Below are 16,590 nucleotides of genomic sequence, written 5' to 3'. Positions count from 1 at the left end.
GTGCCGAACCGGACGTTCAGGAGGTACGGAATGCTCTTCGCCGATCGAAAGGCCGCCGGTGTACGGCTGGCCGGTGAGGTCGCCCGGCTCGACCTGGCCGAGCCGGTGGTGCTCGGCCTTCCCCGCGGCGGGGTGCCCGTGGCCGTGGAGGTCGCGAAGGTTCTGGGCGCGCCGTTGGACGTGATCGTGGTCCGCAAACTCGGGGTGCCCTTCCAGCCCGAGGTGGCGTTCGGTGCCATCGGCGAGGACGGCGTACGACTGATCAACAGGGAGACGGTCCGCGCCGCCCGGCTCGGGGAACGCGAGTGTGCCCGGGTCGAGGAGACCGAACGCGCGGAGCTGCAACGTCGGCTGACGCACTACCGGCACGGTCTGCAGCGCATTGCGCTCACCGAACGCACCGTGGTCATCGTGGACGACGGCGCCGCCACCGGATCGACCGCGTCCGTGGCGTGCACGGTGGCCCGCGAGCACGGGGCGGCGCGGGTGGTGCTGGCCGTTCCCGTGGCGGCCCCGCAGGCGCTGGAGCTGCTCCGGCACGAGGCCGACGACGTGGTGTGCCTGTCGGCGCCCCACCGTTTCACCGCGGTCGGCCAGTGGTACGAGGACTTCTCGCAGGTCGGGGACGAGGAGGTCGCCGCACTGTTGGCCGCGGCGGCCAGGGCCCGCCCGGCAGCGCCGCAACGGGCTCGGGGAAGGCCCCAGTCGGAGCACGCCCCGCCACGGACGCAGGAAGTGGTGGTGAGCGCGGGAGGCACGGCGCTGCCCGGGCTGTTGACCGTACCCGAGGAGGCCGCGGGCGTCGTCGTCTTCGCGCACGGCAGCGGCAGCAGCCGTCTCAGCCCCCGCAACCGCCACGTGGCCGAGGTGCTGAACCGGGCGGGGCTGGCGACGCTGCTGTTCGATCTCCTCACCCCGGACGAGGCGAGCGACCGGGCGAAGGTCTTCGACGTACCGCTCCTCGCCCTGCGCCTGACGCAGGCCACTGGATGGCTCCGGGGGCGGCTGTCCTTGCACGTGTGCTACTTCGGCGCCAGCACGGGCGCCGCGGCTGCGCTCGTGGCCGCCGCCGAACCCCGGTCGGACATCACCGCGATCGTCTCCCGGGGCGGACGCCCTGACTTGGCCGTTTCCCGGCTCGACGCGGTCCGTGCACCGACCCTACTGATCGTCGGCGGAGCCGACGATCAGGTGCTGGACCTCAACCGCCGGGCCGCCGCGCTGCTGCGCTGCGAGCACCGGGTCGGGGTGGTTCCCGGCGCGACCCACCTCTTCGAGGAACCCGGTGCGCTGGACGCGGTGGCCGACGCGGCACTGGACTGGTTCGTCCGTCATCTCGCTCCTCTGGGGGCCGCTGCCCGCGGGGCGGACGAAGACCGGGGAACGTGACCGCTGGACGGTGCCGATGCCCCTGCGGGCCGGACGCTCCGATGGACACGGAGTCCTGACCGGCGCGTGGTGCCGACGAGATCGGGGGGGGCGGCCGGGTACGCACCGGCCGGCCGTGGGCCTCCGGAGCGGAGACGATCCAACCGGCCCCTCCCGCCGCGGAGGTTCCGCGGCAGGAGAAGCCGAAGGGCACCCGTCAGGTGCGGTACGCGAAGTAGACCGCGTTCGGGTAGGACGCGATGATGCTCGCGAGCGACTTGCGGTAGGTGTTGGTGGAGTGGTACGTGAGGTACGGCATTCCACCGCCGCTGCGGTACGTCACCATCATGGAGTGGTCCTTGGACCCGTCCCTGTTGAAGTCCATCTGCACGATGTCGCCGACATCCGTCTGGTAGACGTTCGCCAGGTTGGTGGCCCGCTGGTTGGAGAGGGTGAACCAGGCCCACTCGTTCGCGCCGACCCAGGAGTCGGTCTGGCGGGTGCCGTCGTACCACCAGTTCCGGTAGTCCGACGTGGTGCCCGAAACGTTCTTCCAGCCGCCCGCCTTCAGCGCCTGGCTGATGAAGTTGGTGCAGTCACCGCCGGCCCCGTTGAACTTCCGGTACGCCGGGTTGTAGTTGCTCCAGTACTTCTCCGCGTACTTCGCCATCGCGGTGTAGTCGTAGGCGGCGCCGGTCTTCGACTTGGGCTTCGCCGTCGCGGGGTACTTCGTGGATGCGGGCGTGCCGTTAGGGTAGGTCTGGCCGTCGTCCTTGACGACGTTCGCCTTGGCAGCCACGGGCTCGTTGACCGCGACGGGACCGTTCTCCTGGGACTTGATCGAGGTCAACTCCCAGGAACCGCCCTTCTTGCTCGTGAGGTTCAGCTCGTACCGCGTCCGGAAGTCGGTCGTCGCCGGCTCGTCCCCCCGCAGTTTCTTGTAGGTGAGCGTGGTCTCCTCGGTGACCTGGACGGTCGCCTTCCCGCCGGTGACCGTCGCACGGTCCACGTTGACCCGGGTGTCGGCTCCCGTGTACGCCTCACCGAGCTCCGCCAGCCGCGTCTTGCGCGACCGCAGCGACGAAAGCGCGGCGTCCTCGTCCCGCTTCAGCTGGCTCGACATGCGAGCCTTCGCGGAGGTCGGGCCGGAACGGCGGTGCCCCGGCTGGTCTTCGACCAGGGCCTGGGTGCGCTGGGAGAGCACGTCGTCGGCTATACGGGCAAAGGCGTTGACGGTCGTCCGGTCGGCCTCGTGAGGACCAGAGACTGCACTCGCAGAGGCGGGCAGAATTACGGACGCCAGGGCTACGGTCAGTGCCACGCCGACGGCGGGCCTGAACGTCTTTGGTATCACTCTATTTCCCCTTGTCACCCGGTCCACACGGACCGGGGGACGGAATCCTCGCACAAGTTGGCGAACCTTTCGTTCCGTTCCGCTTGAGCGGACCGAAGGGGGTCGGAGTACTGCGCACATCGGCGAGGAAAAGAGCACGTTCGGTCGCGGAGCGGACGCAGATGGTGCCGTTGAGCGGGCCCGGCGGCTCGGCTTCCCGGACGCCCCCTCACCCTCCGTGCCCCCTCGCAGCAGCTGACGCACCGTGAACTCGTGACCGTCGATGCCTGCGCCGCGCGCTTGCGGTCCACGGTGGCCACCACGGCGGTGGGGTACCGATCGTCACGACGTCCCCCGGCGCCAACCCGGCGCCTCGACCGGCTCCCGGCCACGGGTCGGCGGCAGGTCCCGCGTCCTGGTCTGCCCGGACCGTTCCGCCGCAACGGCACGGCCAGGGCTGCGAGGCTCCGGCTGGACATCACAGGCGGCGGAGGCGACGCTTCCGCGGGACCGCGGCGCGCAGCCACGTCCAGGCCCGGCTCGGGCCCGGAAGGGTCCGGCAGCGAACCGGGCCGGCACCCACCGGCACCGACCGGCCGGTCGCGGCAGGTCGCCGACCACCGCGTCGGCCCCACAGGCGGTGCATCTAGGGTGTGCGGGAAAGTACAGCAGAGGGGGCATTGGGAGTGGGCAGGCAGGATACGGCCGGAAGAGGACGCTCACGCGGCAGGCAGGCGGCTTCGGAGGGCGACAACGAAGCCTCTTCGGGGCGCCGGGGGAACTCCGGCGCGCGCCGCCGCACCCGGGCGAGGGCCGTTCGCCTGGAAACCCTCGCAGCGGCCGTCGCACCGGCCGTCGCACCGGCCGTCGCTGCGGCGCGCACGCAGCTGCGGCGCCTGAGGCCCGCCTACCCGAGGCCGGGCCGCAGTGACTGGCGGCGCTGGATACCCTCGTGGCGCCAGTGGCTGGGCATGTGCCTGTACGTGTTCATCGGCATGGTGGGCTTCGTCACGTTCGCCTACGCAACTACGGACATACCCGACGACCTCAACTCGTTCGCCACACAGCAGGACAACGTCTACTACTGGGCCGACGGCTCCACGATGGCCCGGACGGGCTGGGTCAGCCGGCAGGAGATGCCGCTCGACAAGGTGCCCGCGGAGGTCCAGGGAGCCGTCCTGGCGGCCGAGAACGCGAGCTTCTACTCGGATCCCGGAGTCTCGCCCAAGGGCGTCCTGCGCGCCGTGCGCGCCGCGGTGACGGGGGGCGAGACCCAGGGCGGGTCGACCATCACGCAGCAGTACGTGAAGAACGCCTACCTCAACCAGGACCGAACCCTGTCGAGGAAGTTCACCGAGCTCATGCTCGCCCTGAAGCTGGACAGCAAGTCGGGCAAGAAGCAGATCCTCCAGGACTACCTCAACACCAGCTGGTTCGGGCGCGGCACCTACGGCATCCAGCGTGCCTCCCAGGCGTACTACGGCAAGGACGTCTCGCAGCTCAACGCCAGCGAGGGCGCCTTCTTGGCCTCCCTCCTCAAGGGCGCCGGGCTCTTCGACCCCGCCCTCAGCGAGGACAACCACGCGCGGGCCGTCGAACGGTGGAACTGGATCCTGGACCGCATGGTCGAGACCGGCCACCTCTCGCGTGCCGAGCGCGCCACCTACACGAAGTTCCCGGAGCCCACGGGGCCGGGCACCGCCGGCACCCCCGGTGCCCAGACCGGCTACCTGGTGGAGCTGGCCAAGGCCTACGCGATCAAGTCCGGTCACATCAAGGACTCCGACTTCGACCTCGGCGGCTACCAGATCTACACGACCTTCGACCAGGCCCGTATGACCGCCCTGACCGCTGCCGTCCAGGGAGCGCAGAAGGACTTCGACGCCGAACGGCGTCCCACCACCGACAAGCACGCGAAGATCGGTGCGGCGAGCGTCGCCCCCGACGGGCGGCTGCTCGCCGTGTACGGCGGCCCCGACTACCTGAAGCAGGGCTTCAACGAGTCGAACGCGACGACGATCCCGGCCGGCACGGCGTTCACGCCGATCGTCTATGCCGCCGCGCTCGACGAAGGGGTGCTGCGCACCCGCGGCAAGGCCCGTACGCCCGTCTCCCCCTCCAGCCCCTACGACGGCAATGACCAGGTCACGGTGCAGACGCCCGAGGGCCCGTACTGGGACCGCAGCGGCAAGGTGGTGAAGGGGCGCAATGACGGCGGACGCAACTGGGGCCAGGTGACCTTGAACCAGGCCGTCGCCCATTCCGTCAACACGCCCATGCTCCAGCTCGGCCTCGACGTCGGCCTCGACCGGGTGGAGTCGTTCGCCCTGCGCTCGGGCCTGCTCGCGTCGAGCCTCGGGCCGCGGATCCCCGTGTTCGCGCTCGGCGAGAACTCGACGCCCAGTGCGATCCGCATGGCCGGCGCATACGAGACCTTCGCCGCCAACGGCATGCACACCGACCCCTACTCGGTGCGCTCGATCACCCGCAACGGCGCCGCGGTGCCGGTCGCCGCGCCGAAGCCGACCCGGGCGATGCAGGCCAAGACCGCACGTGCGGTGACGGAGGCCCTGCGGGACGCGGTGACCGAGGGATCGGCGAAAACAGCGAGCAAGGCGCACCCCGGCGCGGCCGGCAAGACCGGAACGACCGCCACGAACACGGCGGGCTGGTTCGTGGCCAGCACGGAGCAGGAGTCCACGGCCGTGGTGGTCTACCGGATGTCACTGACCGACCTGATTCCGCTGCCGTTGACGGGGCTCGGCGGGGACGCCCCGGGCACCCCCAGCAGCGAGCGGGCGGTACGCCTGTGGGCCGACTACATCAAGGCGGTGAAGTAGGCCGGGCGGGTCGGCATCCGGGCGGTCGACCCGCCCGGACACCGACCCGCCCGGCGCGTACGTCGCCCGGTTCACGGCGCCCGGGCGGCGGCTACTTGATCAGCGCGTTCCAGTCCGGCGCCTGCGCGGGGTCGAGCATGCGCAGCTGGGCCAGGACCTTCGGGTCCTGGGCGTCGAGCCAGTCCGTCAGCTCCCGGAACGACACGCAGCGGACCTCCTTGCGCGGGCAGACGTCCTTCATCACGTCCTCGACGGCCTTCATGTAGATGCCGCCGTTCCAGTCCTCGAAGTGGTTGCCGATGAACATGGGCGCCCGGCTGCCGTTGTAGACGCGGTTGAAGCCGTTCATGTACGAGCCCCGGGTCTGCGCCTGCCACGCCGCGAACTTCGCCGGGTCACCCTGGGTGCTGTCGCCGGACTGGTTGTAGAGGAAGTTGAAGTCCATGGAGAGGACCTGCACCTCTTTGCCCTGCAAGGGGACGAGCTGGAGGGGGAAGTTCCATATGCCGTCCTGCTTGGAGGGCCACATCTGGAAGTCTCCCGAGGAGCTCGCGTCGTAGCGCCAGCCGTACGGCTTGATCGCGGTCAGGAGGTTCTTCTGACCTTCCAGGCAGGGTGCACGGCCGCCGACCACTTCCCGGTCCGGGTCGAAGGGCAGGGGTGCTTCCTTGGTGAACCCGGTATTGGTCTTCCAAGTCTTCATGAACGAGTAGGTCTGGTCTATCTCGCTCTTCCATTCGGCGGGGCTCCAGTCCCCGCCGCCCTTGGGCCCGCAGAAGTGCCCGTTGAAGTGCGAACCTATCTCGTTGCCGTCGCTCCAGGCGCCGCGCAACTGCTCCAGCGTGGTCTTCACGTGCGGGACGGTCGGGTACGAGATGGCGGCCGAGCCCGCGCTGTGCTGCGGCGGGCGGTAGAGCATCTTCTTGCTCTCCGGCAGCAGGTAGATGCCCGTGAGGAAGAAGGTCATGTGGGCCTTGCTCTCCCGGGCCACCTGGCGGAAGTGCGAGAAGAGGTGGTCGTCGCCTTCCAGCGCGCCGTCCCAGGAGAACACCACGAACTGCGGCGGCTTCTCGCCGGGCTTCAACCGCTCGGGCTTGAGCTGCCCCGGCTGCGGCCCGGTGTAGGAGGTGGAGCCGTCTCCGAGCACCTTGACCTTGCCGTCCCAGGCTTCGTCCGTGCCCTTTCCGGAACCGCCCTTGCCGGCCCCCGAGGATATCGAGCCCGCCAGCTTCGCATCACGTTCGGCGCCCGAAGAGCCACCCAGCGTGAAGGCGTACGCGGTGGCGGCGGACCCGCCCACGGCGATCACGGCGATGCCGATGCCCAGGCGCTTGCGGTTCTGGGCCTTCTTGCGCGCCTTGCGGGCACTGCGGGACTCCGTCCGGGCCTGGGCCTGTGGAGCGGCGTCGATCTCGACCATCGCAGTCGTTCCCCCCTGATCACCGCAGCAGGGCCGCGCATGGATGGTTCATACGAATATAGAACTTGTCGGCACACCTACCGCACCCCGGACCCCTCCCTCCGTCGCTTCACAGCCAACTCACAGCCCCCGCACCGAAGAGGCGAGCCCGGCGGGCCGCCACGCGGCAGGACGCCCCATATGATCGGTTAAGCGGAGAAATCATCCTCGGGAGCAGCCCGATCGGGCTCCTGGTGTTCCAGGTGCTCCCGGTGTCCAGCGGGCGGGAACACCGACCGGAGCGTTGCGGCGGCGGCGCGCCGGCGCGCGGTCACCCGCTGGTCGTCCGCCGCGCGCGCCACCAGTCGACCGTCGCCCCGACCTGCTCGTCCAAGGGCGTGGCCCGTACCGCGAACTCCGTCCGGTAAGCGCTCGAATCGACGACGAACGGACGGTCGAACTGATACCGGACCTCTTTCAGTTCGCGGATCAACGGGGAGAACGGGGCGGCCACGCCCAGTACGGCCGACGGGATCCTGCGCACCGCGACCGGATCCGTTCCCGACCGGGCGGCCAGGCGGCCGACCATGTCCCGAACGGACAGCGCGGGCTCCGTCGGGACGTGCCAGGGCCGCCCCCAAGCCCGCTCCTGCCCCGCGACCTCGACCAGGGCCCCGGCCACGTCGGGGACGTACGTCCAGCTGTGCGGGGCGTCCGGGTCTGCGAGCGTGGAGACCGGCTTGCCGCGCAGCAGCCGTGGCACGACCCGTGCGGCCAGGTGGCCGCCATCGGTCACGCCGGGCCCGAAGAAGTCCGAGGCCCGCACCTCGACCGCCTTGATGCGGCCCTGCGCGTGCAGCTCGCGCGCCCGCTCCCAGAGCGCGGCGCGCAGTTGCCCCTTGGGCCCGGTCGCCGCGAGCGGCAGCCCCTCGGTCATAGGACCGTCGACCGGTCCGTACCCGTAGAGGTTGCCCAGCATGACCAGTACGGCGCCGGTCGCCTCGGCCGCGGCACAGAGGGACGAGGCCAGCGGAGGCCATGCGTCGGCCCAACGGTGGTAGGGCGGCGCGGCGCAGCTGTAGATCGCGGTTGCTCCCCGCGCGGTTTCGATCAGCCGCGCGGTGTCCGTCGCATCCAACGCGACGTGCTCGATTCCGGGTTCCGGGCTGCGGCCCGATGTGGTGACGACACGTACGGAACGGCCCTGTTCGGCCAACAACCGGGCCGTTGCGGCCCCGGCGGGCCCGAAACCCACGACGACATGAAAGCTCATGTCCGCACCCTAAGCGGGGCCGCCGATAATCCGACCTTCCGTTCTTACGACGGTCCTGCGGGCCGTCGGGTGCCGGCCCGCAGAGCCTCCGCCGGCAAAGGCTCTGCGGGGGCGCGTCATTTCACCGAGCCGGCCATGACTCCCTGCACGAAGTGCCGCTGGAACACCAGGAACACCACCACCGGCACGACCAGGGAGAGGAAGGCGCCCGGCGCCAGTACGTCGATGTTGCTGCCGAACTGGCGGACTTGCGACTGCAGTTCCACCGTCAGGGGCTGCGCGGACGAGTCGGCGAAGAGCAGCGCCACCAGCATGTCGTTCCACACCCACAGGAACTGGAAGATGGCCAGGCTCGCGATCGCCGGGCGGCCCACCGGCAGGATCACCTGTGTGAAGATCCGCCACTCGCCGCCGCCGTCCATCCGGGCCGCCTCCAGCATTTCGGCCGGCATCTCGGCGAAGTAGTTGCGCAGTAGGAAGACGGCGAACGGCAGCCCGTACGCGACGTGGAAGAGCACCACGCCCGGGATGGTGCCGAACAGGCCCAACTGACCGAAGAGTTTGGCGACCGGGAGCAGTCCAACCTGCACCGGGACCACCAGGAGGGCCACCACCAGGAGGAAGAGCCAGTCCCGGCCGGGGAACTCCAGCCAGGCGAAGGCGTATCCGGCGAGCGCCGCGAGGACCACCACCAGGGCTGTCGCCGGGACCGAGATGAGCACCGTGTTCCAGAAGGCCCGGGTCATCCCCGCGTTGCCCAGCAGAGCGGTGTAGTTGTCGAAGGACAACCGTCCGGGGTCGGCCAGCGCGGTCCACCAGCCGCTCGACGCGTTGTCCTGCGCGGTGCGGAGCGAGGAGAGCAGCAGACCGGCCACCGGGGTGATCCAGATCAGCCCGACCACCAGCAGGAACGCCTGCACCAGGCCGTTGCCCAGCCAGCGGCGGAGGCGACTGCTCCGGCGTGCGGGGCGGGCCGCGGGCACGGGACGGGTCTTCTCGGCGACGGGGGCGGTCGTGGTCGCGGTCATGACTGGCTCCTGCGGAATCTACGGACATTGAAGACCATCGCGGGCAGCACGAGCAGCAGCAGGAGCACGCCCAGCGCGCTTCCGAGCCCCTGGTCGTTGCCACCACCGAAGGAGACCAGCCACATCTGGGTGGCGAGTACGGTCGCGTCCTGTTGCACCGGCCCGGGCGCGATGATGTAGATCAGGTCGAAGACCTTCATCACGTTGATCACCAGCGTGACGAAGACGACCGTCAGGACCGGGGCGAGCAGGGGCACGGTGATCCGCCGGAACACCTGCCATTCGCTCGCGCCGTCGATGCGCGCCGCCTCCAGCGCGTCTCTGGGCAACGCGGACAGCCCAGCGCCGATCAGCACCATGGCGAAGCCCGCCCAGATCCACAGGTAGGCGCCGATGATGGCGGGGGTCACCAGGGCGGGACCGAGCCAGGACACCCCGGTGAAGGGTTCCGCGAAGTTGGACGCCGGCAGCCGCACGGTGTAACTACCGTCCGCGTCGAGGCCGCTGACATGGTAGGCGCCGTCGGCGCCGGTGGTGGTCGTGGCCACCGCCCGACCGTCCCGCAGCACCTCGACGGTCAGGCCCGGCAGGCCGCGCTCGTCCGTGTCCACGATTCCGGGGCGCCCGGCGCCTCCCGGGGCGAAGTCCAGGTAGACCACGCCGCGCAGTTGGTCGGGGGCCGCCTCGGCAGCGGCGGCGCCGGCGGCCGGACGGGCCTCGGCCGCGACGTCGCCGGGCTTGATGCCCACCAGGCCGAGCGGAACCACCGTGCTGCCCGCGGAGAGGTGGGCACTGGTCTCGTACCCGCCGCCGGGTGCCGGGCGTACGCCCTCGGCTCCCCGGACCCGTGCGCCCGGGTAGGACGAGCCGCTGCGGAACACGTCGTGCACGCCGACCACCGCCGCGTTCAGCACCCCCTTGTCCGGGTCCTCGTCGTAGGCGAGGCGGAAGATGATGCCCGCCGCGAGGAAGGAGACCGCCATCGGCAGGAAGAGCAGCAGTTTGAACGCCGCCGCCCAGCGGATCTTCTCCACCAGTACGGCGAGGATCAGGCCCAGGCCGGTCAGGAGGGTGGGAGCGACGACCACCCAGATGGTGCTGTTGCGGACGGCCCGCAGGGTGGCCGGGTCGCGGAACATCTCGGCGTAGTTGTGGCCGCCGACGAAACGGCTGCCCGAGGCGTCGAAGAAGCTGCGGCCGATCGAGAACAGGACGGGGTACACCACCAGCGCGCCGAGCAGCAGCAGGGCGGGCAGGACGAAGACGACGGCGATGGTCCGCCGCCGCCGTCCGGCACGGCGCCGCTCATCTGCGGCGCCGTGGCGGACGGTTCGGGTGACTGTGGTCATGTCGGTCCGTCGCCTCAGCCTTGGTTCGCGGCGCCGTACGCCTTGGCCGCGGCCGTCTCCAGCGCCTCTGCGGTGGCGGTGGGGTTCGAGGGGTCGCGCAGGAAGTCCTGGAGGATCTTCCATTCGCCCGCGCCCTTGGTGCCGCCGAACGCGGCCGGGGCCTGGTCCGACATGTCGAACCGGACCGAATCCCCGGCTTCGATCAGGGACTTGGCGGTGGCCCGCAGGGTGTCGTTGCGGTACGCGGCGGGGTCGAGCGCCTTGTTCGGGGAGAGGAATCCGCCCTGGGCCGCCCATACGGCCGCCGCCTCGGGCGTGGCGAGGAACTCCAGGAGCGCCATCGCGCCCTGCTGGTTCTTGCCGTCCTTGAGGACGACGGCCGCGTCACCCCCGCTGACTACGGGGGCCGCGCCCCCACCGACGGCCGGGAAGGGGAAGAACTTCGCCTGCTCGCCGACCTTCCGGTTGAACTCCCCCTCGGCCACACCGGCGACGAAGTCGCCCTCGTACACCATGCCGGCCTCGGGCTTGGGACCGAAGACCTTCTCGACCGAGCCGGGGAAGTCGGTGGCCAGGGCGCCGTTGCGACCTCCGGCGAGGAGCTTGTCCTCGGAGAACAGGGTGCCGAGGGTCTTCAGGGCGTCCACCACGCTCGGGTCGGTCCACTTGATCCGGTGCTGGGCGAGTTCGTCGTACTTCTGGGGCCCGGCCTGGGAGAGGTAGACGTTCTCGAACCAGTCCGTGAGGGTCCAGCCGTCCTCGCCGGCCACCGCGAAGGCGCTGACTCCCGAATCGGCGACGGCACGTCCGGTGGTGAGCATCTCCTGGAAGGACTTGGCGGGTTGTACGCCGGCCTGGTCGAGGGCGTCGGGGGCGTACCAGACGGTGGACTTGTTGGACGCCTTGAAGTACAGGCCGTAGAGCGTGCCGTCGACGGACCCGTAGCTCTTCCACACCGGGGCGTAGTGGGACTCCACGGACTTCTGGGCGGCCGTGGACAGCGGGGCGAGCCACTTCTGGCGGGCGAACTGCTGGAGGACGCCGACCTGCGGGACCATCACCACGTCGGGGGCGTTGCCGCCCTCGATCTTGCTGCCGACGACCGTGGAGACGTTGTCGCCGGTGGACACGAAACGAGTCTGTGCACCGGTCTTCTCGGTGAAGGCGTCCAGCACCTTCTGGAAGTTCTTCTGCTCGGTACCCGACCAGACGCCGGCGACGGTGACGGTCTGTCCCGCCAGGGACTTCCCCCCACCGGCGGCGCTCACCGGATCACCACCGCAGGCGGTGGCTCCGAGGGCGAGGGTGAGCGTGAGGGCCGAGCAGCAGGCCGTCGTGAAACGTCGTCTGATCATGTCCGTACCTTTCGGGGCGGGGTCGGAACTACGGGGAGGGTCAGAAGGACGGGATGGAGGGGGACTCTGTGATCCACCAGGCGGCGGTGGACCCGGGCAACGTGCCCGCCGGGCAGGCTCCGCTGGACAGCAGGGGGGCGCCGGCGACGGGGGCCGGTACCGGTTCGGTGCCGAAGTTGACCGCGCACACCAGCCCGTCGCCCCGCTCGAAGGCCAGCACCTGGAGGGGCGCGTCCAGCCAGCGCAGCGTGCCCTCGCCCAACTGGGGCAGGCCGCGGCGCAGTTGGAGGCCCTCGCGGTAGAGGTGCCAGAAGGAACGGGTGTCCGCCAGGGCCCGGTCGGTGGCGTGCTCGGCGAACCAGCCGGGCTGCGGGAGCCAGGTCTTGACTTCCATGCCGGCACTGAACCCGAACGGCGAGGCGTGGCCGGACCAGGGCAGCGGAACCCGGCAGCCGTCGCGGATCCGGGCCCGGCTGCCGGTGCGCCGGAAGATCGGGTCGGTGAGGACCTCGTCCGGGAGGTCGACGACCTCCGGGAGGCCCAGTTCCTCGCCCTGGTAGATGTACGCGGCGCCGGGCAGCGCCAGCATGAGCAGGGCGGCGGCCCGGGCGCGAGCGGCGCCGAGCCCGCTGCCCTTCGGGTCGCAGTCGCCGTAGCGGGTGACCGTCCGGACCTGGTCGTGGTTGTTGAGGACCCAGGTGACGCTGGATCCGGTTCCGGCGATGTCCCGCAGGGCGTCCGTGATCACCGCCCGGAAGCCCGGGGCGTCCCAGGAGGCGCCCAGCAGGTCGAAGAAGAACGCCTGGTGGAGCTCGTCGGGGCGGACGTACAGGGCGTGCTCGCGGGCCGTGGGTACGGACACCTCGCCGACCAGGAGGCGCTCCAGACCGTCCCGGGCGGTGTACTCCTCACACACCGAGCGCCAGTGCCGCCAGACGTCGTGGACCTCGGGCTGGTTCCAGGCGAGCGGGTTGACCGCGTCCCGGGTCCGGGCGTCGGCCTCGGGGTCGCTGGAGTCCGGCAGTTGCGGGTGCTTGAACAGTCCGGCGGCCACGTCGATGCGGAAGCCGTCCACGCCGCGGTCCAGCCAGCACCGCAGCACCTGGTCGAAGTACGCCCCGACCTCGGGGTTGCGCCAGTTCAGGTCGGGCTGTTCGGGCGTGAACATGTGCAGGTACCACTCGCCGGGCGTGCCGTCCGGCTCGGTCACCCGGCTCCAGGCCGGCCCGCCGAACATCGCGTGCCAGTTGTTCGGCGGGAGGTCGCCGCCCGGTCCGCGGCCGGGAGCGAAGTGGAAGCGGGCCCGGGCATCGCTTCCGGGCCCTGCGGCGAGCGCCTCGCGGAACCAGGGGTGCTCGCTTGAGCAGTGGTTGGGGACGATGTCGAGGAGCACCTTGATCCCGAGCCGGTGGGCGTCGGTGACCAGTAGCGCGAACTCGCCGAGGTCTCCGTAGACCGGGTCCACCTCGCAGTAGTCGGCGACGTCGTAGCCGTGGTCGTGCTGCGGGGAAGGGTAGAAGGGGCTCAGCCAGATGCCGTCGACGCCGAGCTTCTTGAGGTACGACAGTCCGGAACGGACTCCGGCGAGGTCTCCGATTCCGTCGCCGGTGCTGTCCAGGAAGCTGCGGACGTACACCTGGTAGATCACTGCGTCGCGCCACCAAGGGAGCGTGAGGCGGTGCGAGGGGCCGTTGGTGGCCGGGGCTGTGAGCATCACCCGTGGACCTGTTCTGCGTGAAGGGTGCGCGCTGCTCGGAAGGGGCAGCGGTTATGCATGCATGTTAGGTAGGACCCTTCAGGCCATGTCAACGAATGCGCCACAAGTAACTGGGGAGTTACCCCAGCCTGTGCCGTTTTGTCCCGCAAAATGTTTCCACGAGGCGGCGCCCCGGATACCTAACGGTTAAATAGAAAAGCCCGCCGTGGCGGGCTCTCGGGTCGGCAACGCTCTCAGGCGGCCCTTCACTCCTCGCGCGCGACGGCACCCAACTCGGTCGCCAGACGTCGCACCGCCGCGGCGGGCGTCTCGCGCTGCGTCAGCGCGTCGTGCATCACGGCCTGGACGACCAGGCTGACCTGCTCGTATCGGGGGCTCTTGGGGCGTGGTCGGGCCGCCAGTACGCTCTCCCGCAGCGCCGGCAGGTAGGGAAACCTCCGCACCAGCTCGGGCTCGCCGTACAGGGCCGCCCGCACCGGCGGCAGCGCCCCCTCGGTCAGCACCCTGCGCTGCACGGCCTCACTCGTGAGGTACCCGATCAGGTCGGCTGCCGTCCGCGGGTGCTGTGCTCGACTGCTCACCGCGAGGTTGGACCCGCCGAGCACGCTCGTCCCCGGCCCCGCAGGCCCCGGCAGGGGGACCGCCCCGAACCGGCCGGCCACCCGGGATGCGCTGCCGGCCGCGCCGGCCCATGCGTACGGCCAGTTCCGCAGGAAGAGCAGACGCCCGTCCTGGAAGGCCTGCCGGGACTCCTCCTCCGTGTACGACAGTGCCTGCGGCGGGATCCATCCGTCCCGCACGCCCCCGGCGAGGAAGGCCACCCCGGATCGTGCGGCGGCCGAGTCCACGGCCACCCGCCCCTGCTCGTCGCCGAGGATCGACCCGCCCGCGGAGTAGATCGCCTCCGTGGCGTTGACCGTGAGCCCCTCGTACGGCAGGAACTGTCCCGCGTAGCCGTCCAGGCCGAACCGCGGCGCTAGGGTCCTGGCCTGCCGCTCCAGCTCCGCCCAGGTGCGCGGTGGACGCTCGCCGGCCGCCGTCAGGACGTCCTCCCGGTAGAAGAGCATGCCGGCGTTGGTGACGTACGGCACGGCGTACAGCCGCCCGTGGTAGGTGGCGGTGTCCACCACCGGAGGAAGGAAGGCGCCCAGGTCGAAGCGCTGCCGGTCGAGCGGGGAGATCCACCCGGCCGCCGCGAACTCCGAGGTCCAGGCCACATCGATGTTCAGGACGTCGAACCGTCCCTGACCGGACCGCAGGTCCGTGATCATCTGGGCCCGGGTCTCGTCCGCGGAATCGGGCAGTTCCACCAGCCTGACCCGCTCGGCGGGCCGCGCCCGGTTCCACCCCTCCAACAGCGGGCCGAGGTAGCCGGTGAGATCACCGGCGGTGGCGAGGGTGATCGGCCCGCGCCCGGCGTCCCGCCGCGGCTGCGCCGACGCGCTCGACGTCACCGAGGCCACCAACAGCAGGACGAGCGCCAGGAGTCCCCTACCCGCGGCACTCGTCCACCGCATAGGTTCCTCCTTGTCACACCTGCGCCCGACGCCTTCGTCAGATCAGTCGCATGTATACCTGTTAGGTATTGGGCGATACTAGGGCGCAGAGCACATCGATCCCGTATCGCGACCTGAAGGAGAGCCCCGAGTGCGCATGCAACTGCTCGCTCTCCTCGCGGACGGGCCTGCGCACGGTTACGAACTCAAACAGGACCTTGAGCAACTCCTGGGGTCCGCGTACCCTCAACCCAACGTCGGCCAGATCTACGTCACCCTGGGTCGACTCGAGAAGTCCGGACTCATCGAGGGCGAGGAAGTCGCCCAGTCGAGTCGGCCCAACAAGAAGATCTACCACCTCACCGCCGCCGGGCGCGAGGCCCTGAGCGCCTGGTTCGAGGAGACCGCGGACGAGCCGCGGGTCCGGGACGACTTCTTCATGAAGCTCTCCCTCGCCCCCCGCACCGGTCTCGCCGACCAGATCAGCCTCATCAACAAACAGCGACGCGAGTACCTCAAGACCATGCGCACCCTCTCCAAGCTGGCCTCCGCCGAGGACCGGAACAACCGGACGGCCCTCCTGCTCATCGAGGGCGCCATGCTCCATCTCCAGGCGGACCTCGACTGGCTGGAACGCTGCCAGGAAGAGCTCGAAGGCGTGGAGGAACCGCGATGAGCCAGACCTCCATACCACCCCTGCTCCAGACCCGGGGCCTGATCAAGACGCATCACGGCGAGGGCGGGCCCGTACACGCCGTACGCGGCGTCGACCTGACCGTGCGGCCGGGTGAGTTCGTCGCCGTCACCGGCCCCTCCGGGGCGGGCAAGTCCACCCTGCTCCACCTCCTGGGAGGGCTCCAGCGCCCCGACAGCGGCTCCGTCCGGCTCGACGGCGAAGCCACCGAGGGCTACTCGGAAGCACGCTGGGCGGTCGAGCGGCGGCGCAGCATCGGCATCGTCTTCCAGTTCTTCAACCTGGTCTCCAGCCTGAGCGTCGCGGACAACGTGGAACTGCCCGCCCTGCTCGCCGGCACCCCCACCAAACAGGCCCGGGCCGAGCGGGAGAGACTCCTCGCCGAACTGGGCCTGACCGCCAAGGCCCGCAGCATGCCCGGCGAACTGTCCGGTGGCGAGCAACAGCGGGTCGCCCTGGCCCGCGCCCTGGTGAACCAGCCCCGGCTGCTGCTCGCCGACGAGCCGGCCGGCAGTCTCGACAGCAAGGGCACCCGTGAGGTCATGCGGCTGCTCACCCGCTTCCACCAGCGCGGCCAGACCATCGTCCTGGTCACCCACGACGCCCGGCTGGCCAGCGCCGCAGACCGGGTGATCAGCTTCTTCGACGGTCGCGTCACCGACGACGCCGACCTCGACGAGGGCGCCTCCTCGTCGAGGTCCGTCGGACCCGCCAGCGTCGTCGAGCTGCAGGACTGAA

At 70.4% G+C, this 16,590-nt stretch carries 12 protein-coding genes; 4 read left to right on the top strand and 8 right to left on the bottom strand.

Features of this window, described 5'->3' with window-relative positions; genetic code table 11:
* Positions 1-30 precede the first annotated feature (30 nt).
* On the top strand, positions 31-1,389 hold the full coding sequence (locus ABZZ20_RS21275; RefSeq protein WP_356871737.1) for a phosphoribosyltransferase: 1,359 nt from the start codon (positions 31-33) through the stop codon (positions 1,387-1,389).
* A 196-nt stretch (positions 1,390-1,585) separates the two neighbouring features.
* Here the strand turns inward: ABZZ20_RS21275 and ABZZ20_RS21270 are convergent, their stop codons facing one another.
* Complete coding sequence (locus ABZZ20_RS21270; protein ID WP_356871735.1) at positions 1,586-2,722, bottom strand: amidase domain-containing protein; 1,137 nt, start codon at positions 2,720-2,722, stop codon at positions 1,586-1,588.
* 950 nt (positions 2,723-3,672) lie between these two features.
* Between ABZZ20_RS21270 and ABZZ20_RS21265 the strand changes: the two genes are divergently transcribed.
* A complete protein-coding gene (locus ABZZ20_RS21265) occupies positions 3,673-5,541 on the top strand; it encodes a transglycosylase domain-containing protein (protein WP_356871733.1) in 1,869 nt (622 codons plus the stop codon).
* A 91-nt stretch (positions 5,542-5,632) separates the two neighbouring features.
* Here the strand turns inward: ABZZ20_RS21265 and ABZZ20_RS21260 are convergent, their stop codons facing one another.
* The 7 genes from ABZZ20_RS21260 to ABZZ20_RS21230 all read right to left on the bottom strand — a co-directional run bounded on the left by ABZZ20_RS21260 (position 5,633) and on the right by ABZZ20_RS21230 (position 15,179).
* Positions 5,633-6,961, bottom strand: a complete 1,329-nt coding sequence (locus ABZZ20_RS21260) for a hypothetical protein (RefSeq protein ID WP_356871731.1) — start codon at positions 6,959-6,961, stop codon at positions 5,633-5,635.
* Positions 6,962-7,271: 310 nt separating this feature from the next.
* Positions 7,272-8,213 (bottom strand): NAD-dependent epimerase/dehydratase family protein, encoded by a 942-nt coding sequence (locus tag ABZZ20_RS21255; RefSeq protein WP_356871729.1) that lies wholly within the window; start codon positions 8,211-8,213, stop codon positions 7,272-7,274.
* 116 nt (positions 8,214-8,329) lie between these two features.
* Positions 8,330-9,241, bottom strand: coding sequence for a carbohydrate ABC transporter permease (locus ABZZ20_RS21250; RefSeq protein WP_356871727.1), 912 nt, complete (start codon positions 9,239-9,241; stop codon positions 8,330-8,332).
* Positions 9,238-10,590, bottom strand: a complete 1,353-nt coding sequence (locus ABZZ20_RS21245) for an ABC transporter permease subunit (RefSeq protein ID WP_356871725.1) — start codon at positions 10,588-10,590, stop codon at positions 9,238-9,240. Before ABZZ20_RS21245 ends, ABZZ20_RS21250 begins: the two co-directional genes overlap by 4 nt.
* A gap of 14 nt (positions 10,591-10,604) precedes the next feature.
* Positions 10,605-11,945: an ABC transporter substrate-binding protein gene (locus tag ABZZ20_RS21240; RefSeq protein WP_356871723.1), complete on the bottom strand. Its 1,341-nt coding sequence runs from the start codon at positions 11,943-11,945 to the stop codon at positions 10,605-10,607.
* A 40-nt stretch (positions 11,946-11,985) separates the two neighbouring features.
* Entirely contained in the window at positions 11,986-13,659 is a 1,674-nt protein-coding gene (locus ABZZ20_RS21235; RefSeq protein ID WP_356871721.1) for a glycoside hydrolase family 13 protein, read from the bottom strand.
* 248 nt (positions 13,660-13,907) lie between these two features.
* Positions 13,908-15,179, bottom strand: coding sequence for an ABC transporter substrate-binding protein (locus tag ABZZ20_RS21230; RefSeq protein WP_356871719.1), 1,272 nt, complete (start codon positions 15,177-15,179; stop codon positions 13,908-13,910).
* Positions 15,180-15,309: 130 nt separating this feature from the next.
* Between ABZZ20_RS21230 and ABZZ20_RS21225 the strand changes: the two genes are divergently transcribed.
* On the top strand, positions 15,310-15,834 hold the full coding sequence (locus ABZZ20_RS21225) for a PadR family transcriptional regulator (protein WP_356871717.1): 525 nt from the start codon (positions 15,310-15,312) through the stop codon (positions 15,832-15,834).
* Complete coding sequence (locus tag ABZZ20_RS21220) at positions 15,831-16,589, top strand: ABC transporter ATP-binding protein (RefSeq protein WP_356871715.1); 759 nt, start codon at positions 15,831-15,833, stop codon at positions 16,587-16,589. Before ABZZ20_RS21225 ends, ABZZ20_RS21220 begins: the two co-directional genes overlap by 4 nt.
* The last annotated feature ends 1 nt before the right edge of the window (position 16,590 follow it).

Origin of the sequence: Streptomyces sp. NPDC006430, from assembly GCF_040612395.1 — a bacterium.
Lineage (GTDB): Bacteria > Actinomycetota > Actinomycetes > Streptomycetales > Streptomycetaceae > Streptomyces.
Note: the sequence above shows the minus strand (reverse complement) of the source record. Positions and strands in the feature narration are given on the sequence as shown.